This is a genomic window from Enterococcus sp. DIV0691 (assembly GCF_051711145.1).
GTDB lineage: Bacteria > Bacillota > Bacilli > Lactobacillales > Enterococcaceae > Enterococcus_B > Enterococcus_B hirae.
Map to the genome: position 1 here is coordinate 2,490,955 of NZ_JBIOLY010000001.1, position 16,546 is coordinate 2,507,500.

The 16,546-nt window shown below is 35.9% G+C and carries 15 protein-coding genes, 1 rRNA gene and 1 pseudogene (1 of these 17 cut by a window edge); 4 read left to right on the top strand and 13 right to left on the bottom strand.

Annotation, left to right across the window (positions count from 1 at the left end; all coding sequences use genetic code 11):
• Nucleotides 1-21 precede the first annotated feature (21 nt).
• Genes comGD through comGA form a run of 4 tightly spaced genes read right to left on the bottom strand, consistent with a single transcriptional unit; the run spans nt 22 to nt 2,689 of the window.
• Nucleotides 22-486 carry a competence type IV pilus minor pilin ComGD gene (gene comGD / locus IGJ11_RS11435; protein ID WP_207431556.1) on the bottom strand — a complete coding sequence of 155 codons (465 nt, stop codon included), beginning with the start codon at nt 484-486 and terminating at the stop codon, nt 22-24.
• Complete coding sequence (comGC, locus tag IGJ11_RS11440) at nt 461-757, bottom strand: competence type IV pilus major pilin ComGC (protein WP_063627553.1); 297 nt, start codon at nt 755-757, stop codon at nt 461-463. The genes comGD and comGC overlap by 26 nt, the downstream gene beginning before the upstream one ends.
• Nucleotides 754-1,803 carry a competence type IV pilus assembly protein ComGB gene (gene comGB / locus IGJ11_RS11445; RefSeq protein WP_178287181.1) on the bottom strand — a complete coding sequence of 350 codons (1,050 nt, stop codon included), beginning with the start codon at nt 1,801-1,803 and terminating at the stop codon, nt 754-756. Before comGB ends, comGC begins: the two co-directional genes overlap by 4 nt.
• Nucleotides 1,760-2,689: a competence type IV pilus ATPase ComGA gene (comGA, locus tag IGJ11_RS11450; protein WP_178287179.1), complete on the bottom strand. Its 930-nt coding sequence runs from the start codon at nt 2,687-2,689 to the stop codon at nt 1,760-1,762. Before comGA ends, comGB begins: the two co-directional genes overlap by 44 nt.
• A 130-nt stretch (nt 2,690-2,819) precedes the next feature.
• On the opposite strand from comGA, the gene ade reads away from it, so the two are divergent.
• Entirely contained in the window at nt 2,820-4,550 is a 1,731-nt protein-coding gene (ade, locus tag IGJ11_RS11455) for an adenine deaminase (protein ID WP_063627728.1), read from the top strand.
• A 115-nt stretch (nt 4,551-4,665) separates the two neighbouring features.
• Here the strand turns inward: ade and trmB are convergent, their stop codons facing one another.
• The 4 genes from trmB to IGJ11_RS11475 all read right to left on the bottom strand — a co-directional run bounded on the left by trmB (nt 4,666) and on the right by IGJ11_RS11475 (nt 8,361).
• A complete protein-coding gene (gene trmB, locus IGJ11_RS11460) occupies nt 4,666-5,319 on the bottom strand; it encodes a tRNA (guanosine(46)-N7)-methyltransferase TrmB (protein ID WP_010720901.1) in 654 nt (217 codons plus the stop codon).
• Between the two features lie 138 nt (nt 5,320-5,457).
• The gene (locus IGJ11_RS11465; RefSeq protein WP_010720902.1) at nt 5,458-6,240 is read right to left on the bottom strand and encodes a phosphotransferase family protein; all 783 of its coding nucleotides are present in this window, start codon (nt 6,238-6,240) and stop codon (nt 5,458-5,460) included.
• A gap of 179 nt (nt 6,241-6,419) precedes the next feature.
• Complete coding sequence (locus tag IGJ11_RS11470; RefSeq protein ID WP_010720903.1) at nt 6,420-7,631, bottom strand: ABC transporter permease; 1,212 nt, start codon at nt 7,629-7,631, stop codon at nt 6,420-6,422.
• Entirely contained in the window at nt 7,624-8,361 is a 738-nt protein-coding gene (locus IGJ11_RS11475; protein ID WP_207431555.1) for an ABC transporter ATP-binding protein, read from the bottom strand. Before IGJ11_RS11475 ends, IGJ11_RS11470 begins: the two co-directional genes overlap by 8 nt.
• Before the next feature lie 135 nt (nt 8,362-8,496).
• Between IGJ11_RS11475 and IGJ11_RS11480 the strand changes: the two genes are divergently transcribed.
• The 3 genes from IGJ11_RS11480 to IGJ11_RS11490 all read left to right on the top strand — a co-directional run bounded on the left by IGJ11_RS11480 (nt 8,497) and on the right by IGJ11_RS11490 (nt 10,449).
• Complete coding sequence (locus IGJ11_RS11480; RefSeq protein ID WP_010720905.1) at nt 8,497-8,931, top strand: HIT family protein; 435 nt, start codon at nt 8,497-8,499, stop codon at nt 8,929-8,931.
• Nucleotides 8,924-9,262 (top strand): YtxH domain-containing protein, encoded by a 339-nt coding sequence (locus IGJ11_RS11485; protein WP_010720906.1) that lies wholly within the window; start codon nt 8,924-8,926, stop codon nt 9,260-9,262. The genes IGJ11_RS11480 and IGJ11_RS11485 overlap by 8 nt, the downstream gene beginning before the upstream one ends.
• A gap of 176 nt (nt 9,263-9,438) precedes the next feature.
• Nucleotides 9,439-10,449, top strand: a complete 1,011-nt coding sequence (locus IGJ11_RS11490) for a peptidylprolyl isomerase (protein ID WP_010737066.1) — start codon at nt 9,439-9,441, stop codon at nt 10,447-10,449.
• A gap of 173 nt (nt 10,450-10,622) precedes the next feature.
• Here the strand turns inward: IGJ11_RS11490 and IGJ11_RS11495 are convergent, their stop codons facing one another.
• The 5 genes and pseudogenes from IGJ11_RS11495 to rrf all read right to left on the bottom strand — a co-directional run.
• Nucleotides 10,623-10,838 (bottom strand): hypothetical protein, encoded by a 216-nt coding sequence (locus IGJ11_RS11495; protein ID WP_010720908.1) that lies wholly within the window; start codon nt 10,836-10,838, stop codon nt 10,623-10,625.
• Between the two features lie 151 nt (nt 10,839-10,989).
• Complete coding sequence (locus IGJ11_RS11500) at nt 10,990-11,934, bottom strand: 3'-5' exoribonuclease YhaM family protein (RefSeq protein WP_207431554.1); 945 nt, start codon at nt 11,932-11,934, stop codon at nt 10,990-10,992.
• Nucleotides 11,918-14,637: pseudogene (locus tag IGJ11_RS11505) on the bottom strand (AAA family ATPase). Before IGJ11_RS11505 ends, IGJ11_RS11500 begins: the two are co-directional and overlap by 17 nt.
• On the bottom strand, nt 14,634-15,854 hold the full coding sequence (locus IGJ11_RS11510) for a metallophosphoesterase family protein (protein WP_088745263.1): 1,221 nt from the start codon (nt 15,852-15,854) through the stop codon (nt 14,634-14,636). Before IGJ11_RS11510 ends, IGJ11_RS11505 begins: the two are co-directional and overlap by 4 nt.
• A 624-nt stretch (nt 15,855-16,478) precedes the next feature.
• Nucleotides 16,479-16,546 (bottom strand): 5S ribosomal RNA (gene rrf, locus IGJ11_RS11515) (it continues 48 nt past the right edge of the window).

The following is a 16,546-nucleotide window of genomic DNA, read 5'->3' on the forward strand; positions in this document are numbered from 1 at the left end:
TCTAATAGAACAAAAGCATGTCTATTCGATTTTTTTAATATATCGGCCACTCCCTAGCTGAAATTGATAAACGATTGTTTGTCTTTTATTTGTCCAATAGAACCGATAGGCTTGCAATGAACTTTCATTGCCGGTTCCCGAAGCGAATATGAGCTTTTCCATCTGTTGGACAGTAATTTCATCTGGCACCTCTAAAGTTGACCAACCGAGATTTGGATTAGGTACGTCAAAAATAATTTGATTCTTTGATTGATCGTAAAAGATTCTTGTAGCTTGTTGGCTGACAATGGCTATTTTCTGCGTGGCATATATCCTACTTTCAAATTGTGCAAAAAATTGCTCTATTGTCATCTGCTTTTGCCAAGCTGAGACTGAAAGTGAAGGGAATAGAAATAATCCTAAAGTGATCGTCAAAACAAATAAGGTTTCAATCAAAGTATAACCAGTAAGGCAGATTGGTTTATTTTTGGTTATAGGCATCTGCATGTTCTTGCTTTATATATCCCTCCTTTAAGAGTTCTGCGATCGTTGGGACTTTCCCATTATTTTGCAAAGAGTACAATTCTTTTTGAGCATCGACCAATTGCATCACTGCTTGTTTGCCTTCTCGATTGACATGATCTCGATAGCGGGAAATATTAGGGATGAACAAGAGAACTAATGCACTGATCACTAATAAGACGATCAGCATTTCGATCAACGTAAAACTTTCAACATTCCTTAATTGTTTTCGTCTGAAATTGACTAGATATTTCATAATAAAACCTCCTCAATGTTACCATAAACCGGCAGTAAAATTGCTGCATAAATCAATAGAATCAAGCTTGCAATTCCTAGAAAAAGGACTGGCTGTATCCATGAAAGTCCACGGTTCACCTTTTGGAAAAAATGCTGTCTTGCTAATTTACTGTAAAACAAAAGTTCTTTACCTAAGTTTCCTTTTGCTTCCCCTTGTAAAACGATTTGACTAAATTCAGCCGTTAAAAATGAATAAGTCTCAAACTGCTGTGCTAAAGAAATTCCTGATTCTAACCCTTTTGTCAGACGAAATGCTAATAGTTGGATCAAACTCCCTTGTTTTGTTTCTTTCAAACAAAAAATAATTTGGCGCAATTCTAATCCCTCGTAGAATAATTTTCCAAATTCTAAAGCGATATAAGAAGACTGGTAGAGGGAAAAAAGCGAACCAATCAATGGTTTGTTGCTGAACCATTCCCCTCGTTGAATCATATCCATTTTTAAGAGCCTGATCTTGATAAACAGACATAATAAACCAACAGACAGTAAAACAAGAAGAACATACCAATGAAAGGACTGCAAAAATCGGATTCCCCAATGCGTATCCATGACCATTTCCGAAGTTAATAACTGTGGCAAAATAAATTGGCGTAATGCAACTAAGATCCCTAATAAAAACAAACACAGTAAACACGGGTAACTGATCATCTTTTTTAATTCTTTTCGAAATTCTGCTACGAGACGAAATTGTTCTGCCATCCCATTCAATGTTTGGATCAAGTTCCCATGCGCACTGGCTAACTCGATTTGCACAAGCTTGTCTTGAGTAAAACCCAATGCTTGTAGAACCTCATAAAAAGAATGTCCTTCTTGCAATAAACGGTGTCCTTGCTGTAAATAAATATGGGGGACAGGTGCGATCTTCAACAATATTTCCGTTGCTTCTTGAATACTAAATCCATGGTCAAGTAACTCCCCCATCAGTCGAATATACTTTGCTTGATGGTTCAGTGACATTTTCTTAGAAGGCAAACGATCGCCAGCGACTATTTTTTGCTTCTTCATAGCTTTGGTCCCACCCTTTCCTCTCAAAATCATTGTAGGTAAAGTTGTATCCCCATAAAGCCGCTGCTGCTTGTGTTTGGTCTAAAAGGATTTCTTGGTAGATTACGCCAGATAAACATTCAAAAAACTCATCGCTTCTGCCAACTAATTCAAGAATTCTCGCTTCGGTTCCATCTAAATGGCGGGCATGAACCGTCGCAAATACACGGTGACCTGTCAACGCTGCTCGAATTGCTACATTCGCTGTCTTGCTATCTCTGATTTCTCCAATGATCAATAAATCTGGACGATGACGTAATGCAAGCTTCAGCAATTCCTCATACGTTTGTTCGATTTTATCGTTTACTTGTAATTGTAAAAAGGCTGTTTCTTCAATTTCTACTGGGTCCTCTATTGTAATTACTTGTACCTCTTTGTCTTGTGCCAAATAGTACATCAAAGAAGTTTTTCCTGATCCAACTGGTCCGCTGAACAAATAGAGCCCACGCTTTTTACTCCGCTCATTGATCACCTTTAAATCCTCAGGACAAAAACAGCGGAACTGTTTTTCAGACAAATCATAAAGTAATCGAATCACCAAACTTTCTCTTTGTAAGTAATCACCTACAGAAGACAGTCTCAGTCTGACCTCTTTTTCTTTTAAGACGTAAGTCATTGCACCTAATTGCGCTTTTCTTCTCTCACCGATATCCATCTCTCCTAAATATTTAAAGCGTGAGATTAATTGTTGTCCAATATCTGATGCAATACTTTTTTGGAATGTTCGTTTTTTACTATAGCGGTAATAAATATTGAAATCAGTTTGATTAGGCATTATATAGATATCTTGAACACGTTTTTTATAACTTTCATTAATGAGATCATCTGATATCTTCTTTATATCCATCTTATCCCCTCCATAAAAAACATACGTCTTTTTTCTAATACTATTTTATTTTTGTATCATTAAATGCTAAAAGATGGGCAAAATCCGAATTTATGTTATACTATTAAAAATTTATTTTGGAGGGAACATGGTGGAATCATTACGAACAAAGCATATTTTAGTCGCTGGGAAAAAAGAACCAGCTGATCTGGTAATCAAACATGCACAAATCGTCAACGTTTTTACAAAAGAAATCCTAACCGGTGATGTTGCGATTTGTGACGGTAAAATCGTGGGGATCGGTCAATACGAAGGCAAAGAAATCTATGATGCAAAAAATCAATACCTCGTACCAGGACTTATTGATGGGCATGTGCATATCGAAAGTTCACTTTTATCTCCAAGCGAGTTTGCAAAAATTTCTTTATTACATGGCGTCACCTCGGTAATTACTGATCCTCATGAAATAGGAAACGTAGCAGGGAGTATTGGGCTTGATTTTATGATTGAAGATGCCCAATCCGTACCAATGAATATTTTTATCATGCTGCCATCCTGCGTTCCTGTAACACCTTTTGAAACAAGCGGCGCAGTGCTAGACGCCCAATCATTCATTCCTTTTCTTGATCGTCCTGAAGTGTTGGGACTTGCTGAAGTGATGAACTACCAAGCTGTTGCAAATAACGAAAAAACCATCATTGATAAATTACAATTGATGCATGAGAAAAATATGAAAATCGATGGTCATGCAGCTGGTATTCAAGGAGATGAGCTAAACGTCTATTTGACGGCTGGTATAAAAACCGACCATGAAGCGACTAACGCACAAGAAGCAAAAGAACGTCTAGCTTTAGGGATGTATTTAATGATTCGAGAAGGGACAGTTGCAAAAGACCTCGAAGCACTCCTTCCCGTTGTAACACCAGAAAATTCACGACGTTGTTTATTTGTCACGGATGATAAACTGATCGATGATCTGGTTGCAGAAGGCTCTATCGATCACATCATACGCCAAGCAATCCATTTAGGAATGGAACCATTACAAGCTATTCAAATGGCCACACTAAACGCTGCCGAATGTTTTGGCTTAAGTCAGCTAGGCGCCATCGCACCTGGCTATCAAGCTGATTTCTTTTTAACCAATGATTTATCGACTCTTCCAATCAATACTGTCTTTTCTAATGGAAAAATCGTGGTAGAGAATGCACAATTGAATCTGGAACAATTTCCGAGACAAAAAAATACTTATGCTCAAAAATTACCAAAAATGGATGTGAAACCATTAACGGTCGATTCTTTTGCTTTACCACTTTGTACTGAAAAAGCCCACATGATCGAAGTCATCCCCAACAGTTTATTGACCAATGATTGTCTCGTAGAAGTAGACACAAAAAATGGTGTCTTTGTTCCTTCAATTACCAACGACCAACTAAAAATTGCTGTGATCGAACGTCACCATCGAACAGGAAATGTTGGTGTTGGGATCGTTAAGGGATTTCAACTAAAGAAAGGAGCCCTTGCAACAACTGTTGCGCATGATTCCCATAACATCGTCGTGGTGGGAACGAATGACGAAGATATGTTAATAGCAGCAAACCAATTAATCAAAAAAGGTGGCGGAATGATCGCTGTTGCAGATGGTCAAGAGTTGGCTTGTTTACCCTTACCAATCGGTGGCTTAATGTCTCAAGAACCTTTTTTAGCTGTGAATGAGCAGTTAGTTTCCTTAACTAAAGAAGCACATGCGTTAGGTGCCAGTCAATCATTCGATCCATTTTTAACACTTTCATTTTTAACATTATCTGTCATCCCCGAATTAAAGATCACAGATAAAGGCTTATTTTCATTTTCTAAATTTAACTTGATTGAACCTTCTATATAAAATAAATACGAAAATATTTTGTTCTACAATTTTTCCTTGCTCGAACAGCTGCATCTACAACCAAAAAAGCAACCGAAACAAAAATGTTTCGGTTGCTTTTGATTAAATGAAGTCATTATTTCTTCGTTTTATCTGGAAATTGAGCTTCAACACGATAGATTCTTTGACCTCTTGAAGAAAATTTTTCTTCGTATTCAGTCATGATATTTCCTTCATATTTACTTTGATGTAAATCTAACCATACTTGTTTGATGATCATGCCGTATTGAGAAAAACTAGCTAATGAATATTCAAATAGTCCTTGGTTATCTGTTTTAAAATGGATTTCTCCTTTAGGGCGTAGAATTTGTTCATCCACCGCTAAAAATGTATGATACGTTAACCGGCGTTTTTCATGTCTTTTTTTAGGCCACGGATCAGAAAAGTTCAAATAGATTTGATCAATCTCACTATCTGCAAAATATTCCGTCAACGCTGAACCATCAACATGCAATAGTTTTAAATTTGGTAATGGTTGTTCAATTAATTTATCTAAAGCAATTGATACAACGCTGACTTGCATTTCTACCCCGATATAATTGATTTCAGGATGAGCCTTAGCCATTCCTGTGATAAACTGACCTTTTCCCATACCAATTTCAATATGGATCGGCTGCTCATTGCCAAATAGTTCGTTCCACTTACCTCTCCACTTGGTTGGTTCACTTATTACTAGATCTGGATGCGCTGCTAGCATTTCAGCAGCACCTGGGCGATTACGTACACGCATGAAAACTCCATTCCTTTCTTTCCTAAAAAAATAAAGATCAGACAAGTGATGTTCTACTCTTCTGATCTTAACTCTGAATAAATAATCGACAATAAATGCTTTATTCGTACACCGTACTCATTCTTTTTGACTCTTTGCTCAACCACTAAAAATTCTCTTCAACTGTAAGATCTCTTCATTCATTCGTCGATGATCTTCACGCTGACAATATCGGGTAATCTCTTGTAAAAGATTCATCGCAGCATACCAATGTAATTTTTCTAATATCTCATCCGTTGGGCGAATCCCATAAGTAACGAGCCATTGATTCCAATTAGATAATGGAACATAATTCCCTAAAATCGTGGCAATATCCACCGCTGGATCAGCAAACATAATTGAATCCCAATCAACTAGATACAAATAATTTTTGCACACTAACCAGTTCCGATGATTGACATCTCCGTGTACAACTGCAAAGTTCTCTTTATCCATCTGTGGAATTTGTTGACGCAAAAACTGGTGAACGATTTGTAAAAATCGATTCTTTCTGAGTGTCTCAGGTAACTCCAGTTCATATTGTTGCAACATTTTTTCTGGTGTCATCACTCTACCACCGATCCGAGTCAACATCGTTTTAAGTGAAGCAGAATGATGCAAATGATACAAGACATCAATAACATCATTTCGCTGGCCGATCTCGGTCGGAGTTAATAAACGTCCTTCTAGCCATTCCTGTGCTGTTAAGGTATCGCCATTTCCTGTCCGTTTCGTCCATACCAGTTTTGGTGTAATTCCTTCTCGGGATAGTGCAGCAAGCATTGGAGTCGTATTGCGTTTAATAAAGACCTTATCTTCATCGCGCATGCCTATGTATGTTTTTCCCGTATCACCTTTGATTGGGCGTAAACGCCATTCTTGGTCTAACTGAAACTCCATCATGCATTCTCCCGTCCTCTAAACTCTATGATTTGCAGTACTTATTATTCTAGTCGCCTAAGCCCCGAACGTCAAGCACATATACGTTCTTTTTTCCTGTATTCCTCTCTAAAAAACCATCTTTTATCAAAAAAACGAGAGAAAAAGCAAATCTGCCTTATTCTCTCGTTTTTTCACCTCTTTTATTCGTTCATTTTCTTGATCCGAGTCGGTGTATAGATTTTAATAAACAAGCCGATGACGATCAAATAACTGATAATCGGTATGAGTTTGTCTAGACCATTTAATACGATCGCACCAATCAATCCAAAAAGACTAGCGGCAATCAGCAAAAGATTTAACAATAACTTTTGCAGCGCAACTTCTTTTTGCTTTTCCGTGATTGGATAAAGTTGGACAAGTGTCATGTAACGAAATTGATTGTATAAAGGAATCACTTGGAATCCGATCAAATAGATAAAAAGCGCACCAATAGCAGTTATAAAATAAACATCTTCAATACCTGCAATCAAGATACTTCCAATCAACACTAAGCGTAAGAAAAGACCACTGAAATCAGAACCTCTAATAAATCTTCTGACATAAAGATAATAATAAGTATTATCTTTCGTTTTCTTCGTATGTTGAAGCAACGGGTCTAAATACCTTCTTCTTTTGACTTTAGAAGTGATTTCCGGCACGTCAGTAAAAAGATTGATGAATTGATAGATTTGATGTAAACGTTGCTCTTCTTTTTGTATCATTTTTTCCCAATCCAACCGATACGTCATATTTTTCCATAAAAACCAAAAGTAAATATTTAATTGAATCAACATAGCTAACAATCCAAGCCAGAGCCATCCATAGACCGTAAGCAACAAGATCAGCAATGTCGAAAGATACCAAGAAGCTTTCCATACCATCAATTTTTTCTCTTCAATTCGGAAAAGCTCCACTCGTTTGATTTGTAGTTGACTACTCTTCAATCCCCAGAGAATCAGTAAATAAACGAAATAAAAAGAAAAAGGCTGCCCGGTTGTCACAACCACGAGGGGCATTGAAAAGCCACAAGCTAGTCCTAAGAACAGAAAAGGAAATAGACTGGAATAAAGAAAAGCTCGTTGGAGATACTGATGCATCTCCTTTTCTTTCGGTAGTAGAAAAACCAGATCGGCCGCTTGCGTGAAAGTGGCAAATTTACCAAAAAACAAACAAATAAACCAAAAGATCGTAAGGATAATCCCACCCATTTGAAAAGGAGTCGTTAACGTTTTTAACCAGTTTGAATAGTAAAAGCCGACTCCGCCAAATAGAAATAAGCAAACCAATACAAAATGATCATTTAGTACATAACGCAAATACTTCATCATTTTTTTCTGGTGTTTTGCTAATCGCAATTGAAAGAAATTATTCATGATCCTGCTCCTTTGTCAAGGAGATATAAATTTCATCCAGTGAAGAATCAGGTAGTCGGAATTCCTCCTGTAAGTCTTTTAAGGTTCCATCTGCATGTATTTCTCCATTGTGCAGAACTACAAAACGATCACAATATTTTTCTGCCGTAGCTAAAATATGCGTAGACATCAAGATCCCTGAACCTTCATTTTTCATTTCTACCATTAGTTCTAAAAGAGCATTGATTGCTAATGGATCTAATCCTAAAAAAGGCTCATCAATAATGTACAAAGAAGGCTCGATCAAGAAAGCACACAAGATCATCACCTTTTGTTTCATCCCTTTTGAAAAATTGGCTGGCAACCATTCCAAACGATTCTCTAAACGAAACGTATGTAACAATTTCTCAGCTCGTTGCATCGCTATATCGATTGGAATATCATAGGCCATCGCAGTCACTTCGATATGTTCTCTTAAAGTTAGTTCTTCATATAAAGAAGGCGTTTCAGGTATAAAACCGATTTGTTTTCGGTATTCTTCAGTATTTTTTTTCAAACTCAGATCATTAATCGTGATAGATCCTTTTTTTTGTTCTAAGAGGCCAATGATATGTTTGATCGTTGTACTTTTTCCAGCGCCATTTAAACCGATCAATCCTACCATTTCGCCAGGCTGTACACTAAAACTAATATCTTTTAAAACAGGTAGATGTCCATAGCCACCTGTTACATGTTCCACAATTAGACTCATAATTTTTCCTCCGTCGTTCGATTGTTTTTATTATACCATGAAGAAAACAAAGTCAATTTATTTTTTTTCATACAAATCTTTGAACATATGGTAAAGTTAACATAAATAATATTTTTGATGGAAAGGATGTTTCCTATGGAAAACTGTATCTTTTGTAAAATTATTAAGCAAGAAATCCCTAGTTATAAAATCTACGAAGACGAAAAAGTCTATGCATTTTTAGATATATCCCAAGCTACAAAAGGACACACACTAGTTATTCCAAAACAACACGTTTCTGATATTTTTGAATATGACGAAGTACTAGCAGCTGATGTCTTTTCACGTATCCCTAAAATCGCTCGTTCAATTGAAGAAGCTTTTCCTGAGATGCAAGGACTGAATATCTTGAATAATAACCGTGAATTGGCTTATCAATCTGTATTTCATTCACATGTCCATTTGGTCCCTCGCTATAGTAAAGAAGATGATTTTTCGATCCACTTTGGTAACCATCAGTCAGAATATAGTGCGGAAGAATTGCAACAAATTCAACATACCATTGTAAAGCAGGTGAAGAACATTGATTAAAAACTTTTTAAAAGGAATCGTTTTCGGAACGACCGTTGGAGCTATATCTGGATTGTTATTTGCTCCTAGAAGCGGGAACGAAACCAGAAAAAAATTGATCGCTGAACTAGACGAAGCAACGGAATTAACAAATGATTTAAATAACAGTCTTAATAATTTCAAACAAGCATTAGTTGACACAAAAGAAACAGCTAATACTTTGATCCCCGCTTTTCAAGAATCAATGAAAAAAGATATTGAAAATTTTAAATTTCAAGCAGAACCAAGAATTGCACAAATCCAAGAACAAGTTGAAAAATTAACAAATGATTTGCCACAAGACATGCAATAATGCGGAATTTTATAACACTTTTGATTTTAATTTTATTGTTTTTTTAATTTTTAGTTAGGAATGTGATCAAAATTTGAATTTTATTTGAAACTATCACGAGAACGTTTTTATTAATAAATAGATATGGTATAGTTATTATTGTAAGAATAATAATAAATCACAGGAGAGCAATTTTAATGAAAAAGAAAAAAATAATTTTAGCTGCAACTAGTGCGCTAGCTGTATTAGCATTAGCTGCTTGTTCAGGTAGTACAAATAAAGACATCGCCACAATGAAAGGCGGAACTATCACGGTTGAAGATTTTTATAATGAAGCAAAACATACGCAAAACAACCAACAATTAGTTCAAAATATGATTATTTACAAAGCCTTTGAAAATAAATATGGCGATAAAGTAACGGATAAAGATGTCAATGCTGAATACAAAAAGAATGAAGAAACTTACGGTGACACCTTTAAATCACAATTAGAAGCAGCTGGTTATACAGAAGACTCATATAAACAAGCACTTAGAAGCAGTTTAGTATTAAAAGCTGGTATAAGTGCTAACGTCAAAGTGACAGAAAAAGATTTAAAAGAAGCTTGGAAAACTTTCCATCCAGAAGTTGAAGCACAAATCATTAAAGTAAGCAGTGAAGATGAAGCAAAAGAAGTGAAAAAATCAGCAGATGATGGAACTGATTTTGCGAAACTGGCAAAAGAAAAATCAACCGATGAAGCAACTAAAAAAGATGGCGGAAAAATCAAATTTGACTCTCAAACGACAGATGTTCCAACTGAAGTGAAAGAAGCAGCCTTCAAATTAAAAGACGGTCAAGTATCTGACGTTATCTCAGCGACAAATACAACTTCATACTCAACAGATTATTATGTTGTAAAAATGGTCAAAAACCAAAATAAAGGCGATGACATGAATAAATACAAGAAACAATTAGAATCAATCGCCCGAGATACAAAAGAAAGTGATCAAGACCTACAAAAAGAAATTATCGCTAAAGTATTAAAAGAAGAAAATGTAAAAGTCACAGATGATGCCTTTAAAAATGTATTAACGCCATTTACTATGGAAACAGCTAATACCAATACATCTGAGTCTAAAACAAAATCAACAAAATCTTCTGAATCTAAAACAACTGAATCAACAAAAACTTCTGAATCATCAACAACTGAATCATCAAGCAAATAAGATGAAAAAAACAGACCTATCCTGGTCTGTTTTTTTTTGACGCTATAATTTCTAAGAAGGATCGTAATTTCCACCTTATTTTTATAAAAGATAAGCATAGATTAAAACACCAAAGTAAATGATTGATTTTGATGTTTTTTCGCTACCTATTCACTTTGACAAAGAGCTGTTTTTTAGTAACTGATTCTGGTCATCAGTGTAACGATCGTTGCAAACATAGCAAAAATACAAATAAAGACGCCCGTAGTCGTTAAAGTAATCAAAGCAATCTTGGATTTGTTTCTCAATTTATAAGCCATATACAACAAACATACTGAGAAGAAAATTCCCAATACCCAGAAAAATAGCGGATCTCTTTGAACGCCAAGAGATTGGATATAATGATTCATTAACTATTTTCCCCCTATTAGTAAAACGGTTTCTCATCTGACTACAATCTTACACTATTGTAGATTTTTATCAATAACAAAATAAATTTTCCAATAATAAAGACACGTAGGCTCACAAGTAGTTCGTGTTAGGCTACGTGCCTTTAGTTATCTATAGTTCTTTGGGAACATAGAAACTACGATTTTCCATTCCAAAAATCCGTTCAGTGTATTTTCCAGGTTCTGTTTGACGAATCGACGTCAACATCATTTGCATTGAAGCATCGAGATTATCGATCTGATGCAAGATTTCTGCTTCCATGATCCGTGGTCGAACCGGCGATCCGTATTCTAATAAGCCGTGATGTGCTAAGACCATATGTCTTAATACCAAAACATCTTCATCTGCTTCATTTATTTTCAATGCGATACATGCTCTCGTGATTTCTTCATCTACTAGTACCAAATGCCCCACTAGATTACCCGCTAAAGTATATTCCGTACTCATCGGTCCAGATAATTCAATCACTTTTCCGAGATCGTGTAAAATGATTCCTGCGTATAACAACGATCGATTCAATTCTGGATATTCATCAGCAATCGTTTTACCTAAATGCAACATAGTCAATGTGTGGTAAGCTAATCCACTCGCAAAAGCATGATGATTCCGTTTTGCTGCGGGAAATTCAAAAAATTGCTTTTGATATTTATTTAGTAAATGACGGACAATCCGATTCCAATGAGCATTTGTTATATCAAATAATAATTGATTGATTTCTTCTTCCATTTCTTCTTTTTTCAAAGGAGCCCTTTCCATATAAAAACTAGGATCACTTGGCTCTTCAAGTTTAGTCAATCTCATATGCAAAATCTTTACTTGTGGGTTTCCTTGATAGATTTCCCGCTTCCCATTTAAGAAAACAACTGTCCCAGCAGTAAACTTGTTGATTTCTTCTTCAGTAGCATCCCAATATTTGCCATCAATCGTTCCAGACGTATCTTGAAAAGTAAATGCAATAAATTTTTTTCCGTTTTTCGCAACTCTGACATCAGCATTTTTAATTAAAACAAACAATTCAAATTGTTCATCGACAACTAATTCACGAATTTTTTTCATTCTTTATACATCCTTTAATATATTCACAGATTGTTGAAGCTCCTGATAATAGCTTACCATTTCTTGGTCAGAAGAAAAACAAATAACTTGATAATTTTGACCGAAATCAGCTAACAATTTGGCTAATTGATATTTTCTTTGATGGTCATAATGCAACCAACCGTCATCAATGATAATTGGACAAATCGAACGTTTTGATTCTAACGATAGATAGGCAAAGCGCATGGCCATAATCAGTTGATCTTTCGTTCCTGTAGATAATTCATAAATGGGAAAATCAGTTACACCGTCTGTTAGCGTCAAAGTATCATTTCTCAATAATATCTCTTGGTAATGATTTTGTGTTAAGACTCCTAAATAGTGACCAGCAGCTTTTAACAATTGTGGTAATTGACGTTCACTCATTTCTGTAGACAGATCCCCTAAAAAAGTCCCAGCGACCATTAGACCGCCCCAATGTTCCATCAGTTGTTGCAGTTGTGCTCTCAATAAACTTTCTTCTTGGTACATCTCATCCAACGTACCATCTTTTTGTAATTCCTCGATTTGGATCTTTAACCGCTGACGTTGTTCGATCAATTGTTTTTCTTCAAACTGATACTGCCGTTGTTTCTCTTGATTATGATACAGTTCAGTACTTAATTGCTCCCGTGTCCGTTTTTTTGGAAAAAGTGGCGCGAGAATCTCATCCAACTCTTTTAGTCGTTGAAGTTGTGTTTTTGTTTGTTGCGCTTTTTGCAAATAAGCAGCTACTTCGGATGGATAAGCAAGTCCGACCTGTTCCATCTGTCCGCTATAGTGTTCGATCAAACTTTTTTGTTTCTTTTTCAATTGGTTGATTTCTTGTTTCAATAGTGTATTTTGTTGATAACTTCTAGCGAATTTCAATTGTTCCATTTCTTGGATGAAGTTCGTTAAAAGCACCATTTTTTCAGCGATTCCTTTATCTTGTAACGGTAACCATTCCTTAATCAATTCAAACTGACGATCAAGCTGTACCAACTTTTGTTGAATCTCATTTGCTCGTTCTTGTTTCTTGATCAAGCGGCTATACAAGTCTTGATAATCGGATACTTCATGCCCATATTCCTTCATCGCTTCTAAGGTATTCATCGTTCCTAAGTGATGGACCTTTGTAAAATCGAAAGCTTTTTGTTGGATTTTTTGTTGTTCAATCACTAGCTTGTTTTTACTTTGATTAATCTCTTCGATTTGGGCTAACGTATTGTCTAATTGTCCCAGTTTTTCTTGCCACTTACCTTTGATTTCTGATAAATCACTTTTCTGACCATTCAGTGATTTCTTCTCATAAAATGAATACCCCAATGTACCTAAGGCTAATAAAAAGACTCCTAGTTTCCAAGGCATTGGTAGGAAGATCCCCACCACAAAAAAGAATCCGCCGATAATAGCAAACGGTGTTTTGTTCTTTGAACGAACTTCTGAAGGTGCCGACTGTAATAATTCTGGATGTGTGGCTTCTAATTGGTTGATCTCCGCTTCAATCGTCCGCTGCTGCTCTAAGACGATTTCTGATCTGATTGATAATTGATTGACTTGTTCTTTCAACAAACGATTTTCAGAAAATAGTTGTTGCCACTCTTCAGTATGCAAAAATTCTTGTGGCTCTTGTGTCCGTTGCCATTGCCAGCTTTGTTCTAAAATTTTTAATTCTGAATCAATTTCTCGTTCTTCCACTTGGAGTCTTTGCCATTCATTCAGCCAATGTTCGATTTGTGTTTGCTGTTGTTGCAATTCTTTTAGTACTTGCTCTTGTTCCAAATAGAAATAATATCGTGCCGACTGTTGATCCATTCCGCTATGTTTTTCTAAAGTAGCTTCGAGCTCATCTAGGCGTTCCGTCATCTGCTGATAGCGTTTAGTGAATTCCTCTAAGTCTAAAAGCAACTGTTCTTCAGGAACTTGTGGTAAGGTATTGGCTTTAAGTGTTTGCCACTCTTCGTATAAAGAATAATTCAGCTCTTGCTGCTTGATCTGAGAAATTTTTTCGTTTATCTCTTGGAGTTTTTTTTGTAGCTCTCTTTGATCTTGACTGTAGGCTTGTTCTTGTCGAACGAGTTCACCGAAAAAAGATTCCTGCTCTTGTTTTTGATGGACTCTTTCTTGAAGGTTCTTCCACTCATTCAATTTCTGATTGATAAGCAGTTTCTGCCCTTTTTTCTTAAAAAGCTGTTGGGCTTGCTGATAATATTCTTGTCTTTTTTGAAAAACATACGAACTACCCGTAATCCCTAATGAGATCAGTGCATCATGTAATTCTTTTTCTCGTAGATGATCTAGTTCAGTTAACTGTTCTTGTTGAAAAGTAAAAACCTGCTGAAATAAATCCTTTGTTAGTGGAGAAAGTAATTTCTCTAATAATTCATCACTTCCCTGTTGCTCATTAAAAAGGACTTTGGATTTCCCACGATTTTGCTGTTTGTAACGTTCAACTAGTATTTCTCCATGAACTGGATGTTCTAACCAAATTTTCCCACCATAGGCAGCCCCATCTTTCGGCGTATAGTCTTTTTTCTTCTTTCCTTTTGAAGGGAAGCCAAATAATACAGCCTGAATAAATTGGTAAATCGTTGACTTGCCTGCTTCATTTTCACCGTAGATCAATTGATTTCCAGAAATAAAATCAAATGTTTTTTGTCTCCACTTACCAAATGCAGCTATTTCGATTCGAAGGATTCTCATATACTTTCCTCCTCAAACACAAAATCTTGCTCCAGTATTGCCTTGGCTTTAGTCAAGGTACCTTCCTGATATTCAGGTAAATCATTCATCAAGCGAACCGCATCAGGATGACTGTACATCTCACCTAAAATCTGATGGAAATCTTCACTTACCCGATAAGTTTCAAAGAGTTGGTCAACTAATGTCTGTGAGACCTTCAACGATACTCGATTCATTCTTTCATCTTCCTTAATAGATATACGCCAAATAAGTAAATTTGTAGACAGGTTGGCTATTTTTTCCATTAAATACTCAAGTAATTCGCCAGAATAGATTCGATCAATCACTTCTTGGTTCAAGTGATGATACTCTGTTACCTTTAAATCTAACAACGTCAGTTTTGGATTTCCCATAGTTAACTGCTCTTGGATCACTTGTAACACGTCTTGCGTAGTCCGAGCAGTTTTTAAAGACACGGTCTTACTCTCCCAGTATACTTCTGCGACCTCTAGCGGAATCGTCTGGCATTCACTGGAGGTCAATTCAACCAATAAAACATTTCTAGCTGTCTGCTCTTTTTGGGTATGGCCTTGAGGTGCCCCTGGATAATTCATTGTTTCTTTTTCGTTTAAAGACATTGGCACATGGATATGTCCTAATGCCCAATAATCATAGCCTTTTTCCTGCATTTTAGACGGCTGAAAAGGTGCATAGTTTCCCCTCTGATTGCTACCTATTTCGCCATGATACAGACCGATATGATAATCCACTGAGTGTCGTAAAGGAAATTCAGCAACTTTATCTCCCTGTATCCATTGGTGTAAATAACTAAACCCGCTGATGGCGACCTTTTCCCCTTTTTTAGATAAAAATGTCTTTGTTTCTACCTCTTCCGAAGTAAATAAATGGACATTTTCGGGAAAAGTAAACCAGTAGCGCTCTGATTGATAATAATCATGATTTCCAAATGTCAAATAGACAGCAATCTCTTTTTCATTCAATCGTTCGATTTGATCAAAAAAATGTTTTTGGATTTTTAATGAAGGACGATTTTGATGGAAGGTGTCTCCCGCAAGTAAAACAAAATCAACTTCATTTATTATAGCCTTGTCTACAATATTTGCTAAAACTTTTAAATTAACCTCTAATAATTTTTCCTGTACCGATTTATCTAAATTTACTAGTCCTTCAAAAGAGCGATCGATATGTAAATCAGCTGCATGGATGAATTTAACCATCGAGTGTCCTCCTTTTTACTCAAGATGAATTTATGCCTTATCCGGCTTTATTTGAATAATTTTTATAAAATAGGTACTGCTTTATAAAATTATATGCCCTTTTATCATACCATTTTCATTGCTTTTTTTCATCAAAAACCGAAAATTTGTTCGCATTCACTCGAATAGATTACTCCGACCAATTCTCCCCTTGCTTTATGCCTAACTTTTTTGTATTTTATGGTAAAAGTAGAAGCATGAGGATTATTTACTCCTTTTTCTCTAAAAGGATAGAAAAAGAAAATGGGGAATTAACACACTGTCTTTTGATATGTAGCGTAACTTGTATTTCCAGCTGTCTATCTTTAATCTGTTTGCAAATTTCAGTGCAATTTTTTTACTTGGCAGCCTCACTTCGTCAAACAACCTGTTAACTATATTTAATTTTGTCACCTTTTATCTTTTACTAAAAACCAGCTAAATAGGAGGAATGCCTCGCTTGTCCATCTTCATTGTTTTAATATACCTTTGTTTGTAAAAAAGCTAGGAACAATCCCAAATACGATTATTCCTAACTTTTTATTTTCTCTTAATTTATGCAAACAAAAAAGCAGATGAACTAAATTCATCTGCTTTTCATCATTTGCGTGGCGACGTCCTACTCTCACAAGGGGCAACCCCTCACTACAATCGGCGCTAAGAAGCTTAACTTC

What these genes read in the sequence shown, in the direction of transcription:
- comGD (WP_207431556.1), bottom strand. Translation starts at nt 486, where the DNA reads ATGCAGATGCCTATAACCAAAAATAAACCAATCTGCCTTACTGGTTAT.
- comGC (WP_063627553.1), bottom strand. Translation starts at nt 757, where the DNA reads ATGAAATATCTAGTCAATTTCAGACGAAAACAATTAAGGAATGTTGAA.
- comGB (WP_178287181.1), bottom strand. Translation starts at nt 1,803, where the DNA reads ATGAAGAAGCAAAAAATAGTCGCTGGCGATCGTTTGCCTTCTAAGAAA.
- comGA (WP_178287179.1), bottom strand. Translation starts at nt 2,689, where the DNA reads ATGGATATAAAGAAGATATCAGATGATCTCATTAATGAAAGTTATAAA.
- trmB (WP_010720901.1), bottom strand. Translation starts at nt 5,319, where the DNA reads ATGCGTGTACGTAATCGCCCAGGTGCTGCTGAAATGCTAGCAGCGCAT.
- IGJ11_RS11465 (WP_010720902.1), bottom strand. Translation starts at nt 6,240, where the DNA reads ATGATGGAGTTTCAGTTAGACCAAGAATGGCGTTTACGCCCAATCAAA.
- IGJ11_RS11470 (WP_010720903.1), bottom strand. Translation starts at nt 7,631, where the DNA reads ATGAATAATTTCTTTCAATTGCGATTAGCAAAACACCAGAAAAAAATG.
- IGJ11_RS11475 (WP_207431555.1), bottom strand. Translation starts at nt 8,361, where the DNA reads ATGAGTCTAATTGTGGAACATGTAACAGGTGGCTATGGACATCTACCT.
- IGJ11_RS11480 (WP_010720905.1), top strand. Translation starts at nt 8,497, where the DNA reads ATGGAAAACTGTATCTTTTGTAAAATTATTAAGCAAGAAATCCCTAGT.
- IGJ11_RS11490 (WP_010737066.1), top strand. Translation starts at nt 9,439, where the DNA reads ATGAAAAAGAAAAAAATAATTTTAGCTGCAACTAGTGCGCTAGCTGTA.
- IGJ11_RS11495 (WP_010720908.1), bottom strand. Translation starts at nt 10,838, where the DNA reads ATGAATCATTATATCCAATCTCTTGGCGTTCAAAGAGATCCGCTATTT.
- IGJ11_RS11500 (WP_207431554.1), bottom strand. Translation starts at nt 11,934, where the DNA reads ATGAAAAAAATTCGTGAATTAGTTGTCGATGAACAATTTGAATTGTTT.
- IGJ11_RS11510 (WP_088745263.1), bottom strand. Translation starts at nt 15,854, where the DNA reads ATGGTTAAATTCATCCATGCAGCTGATTTACATATCGATCGCTCTTTT.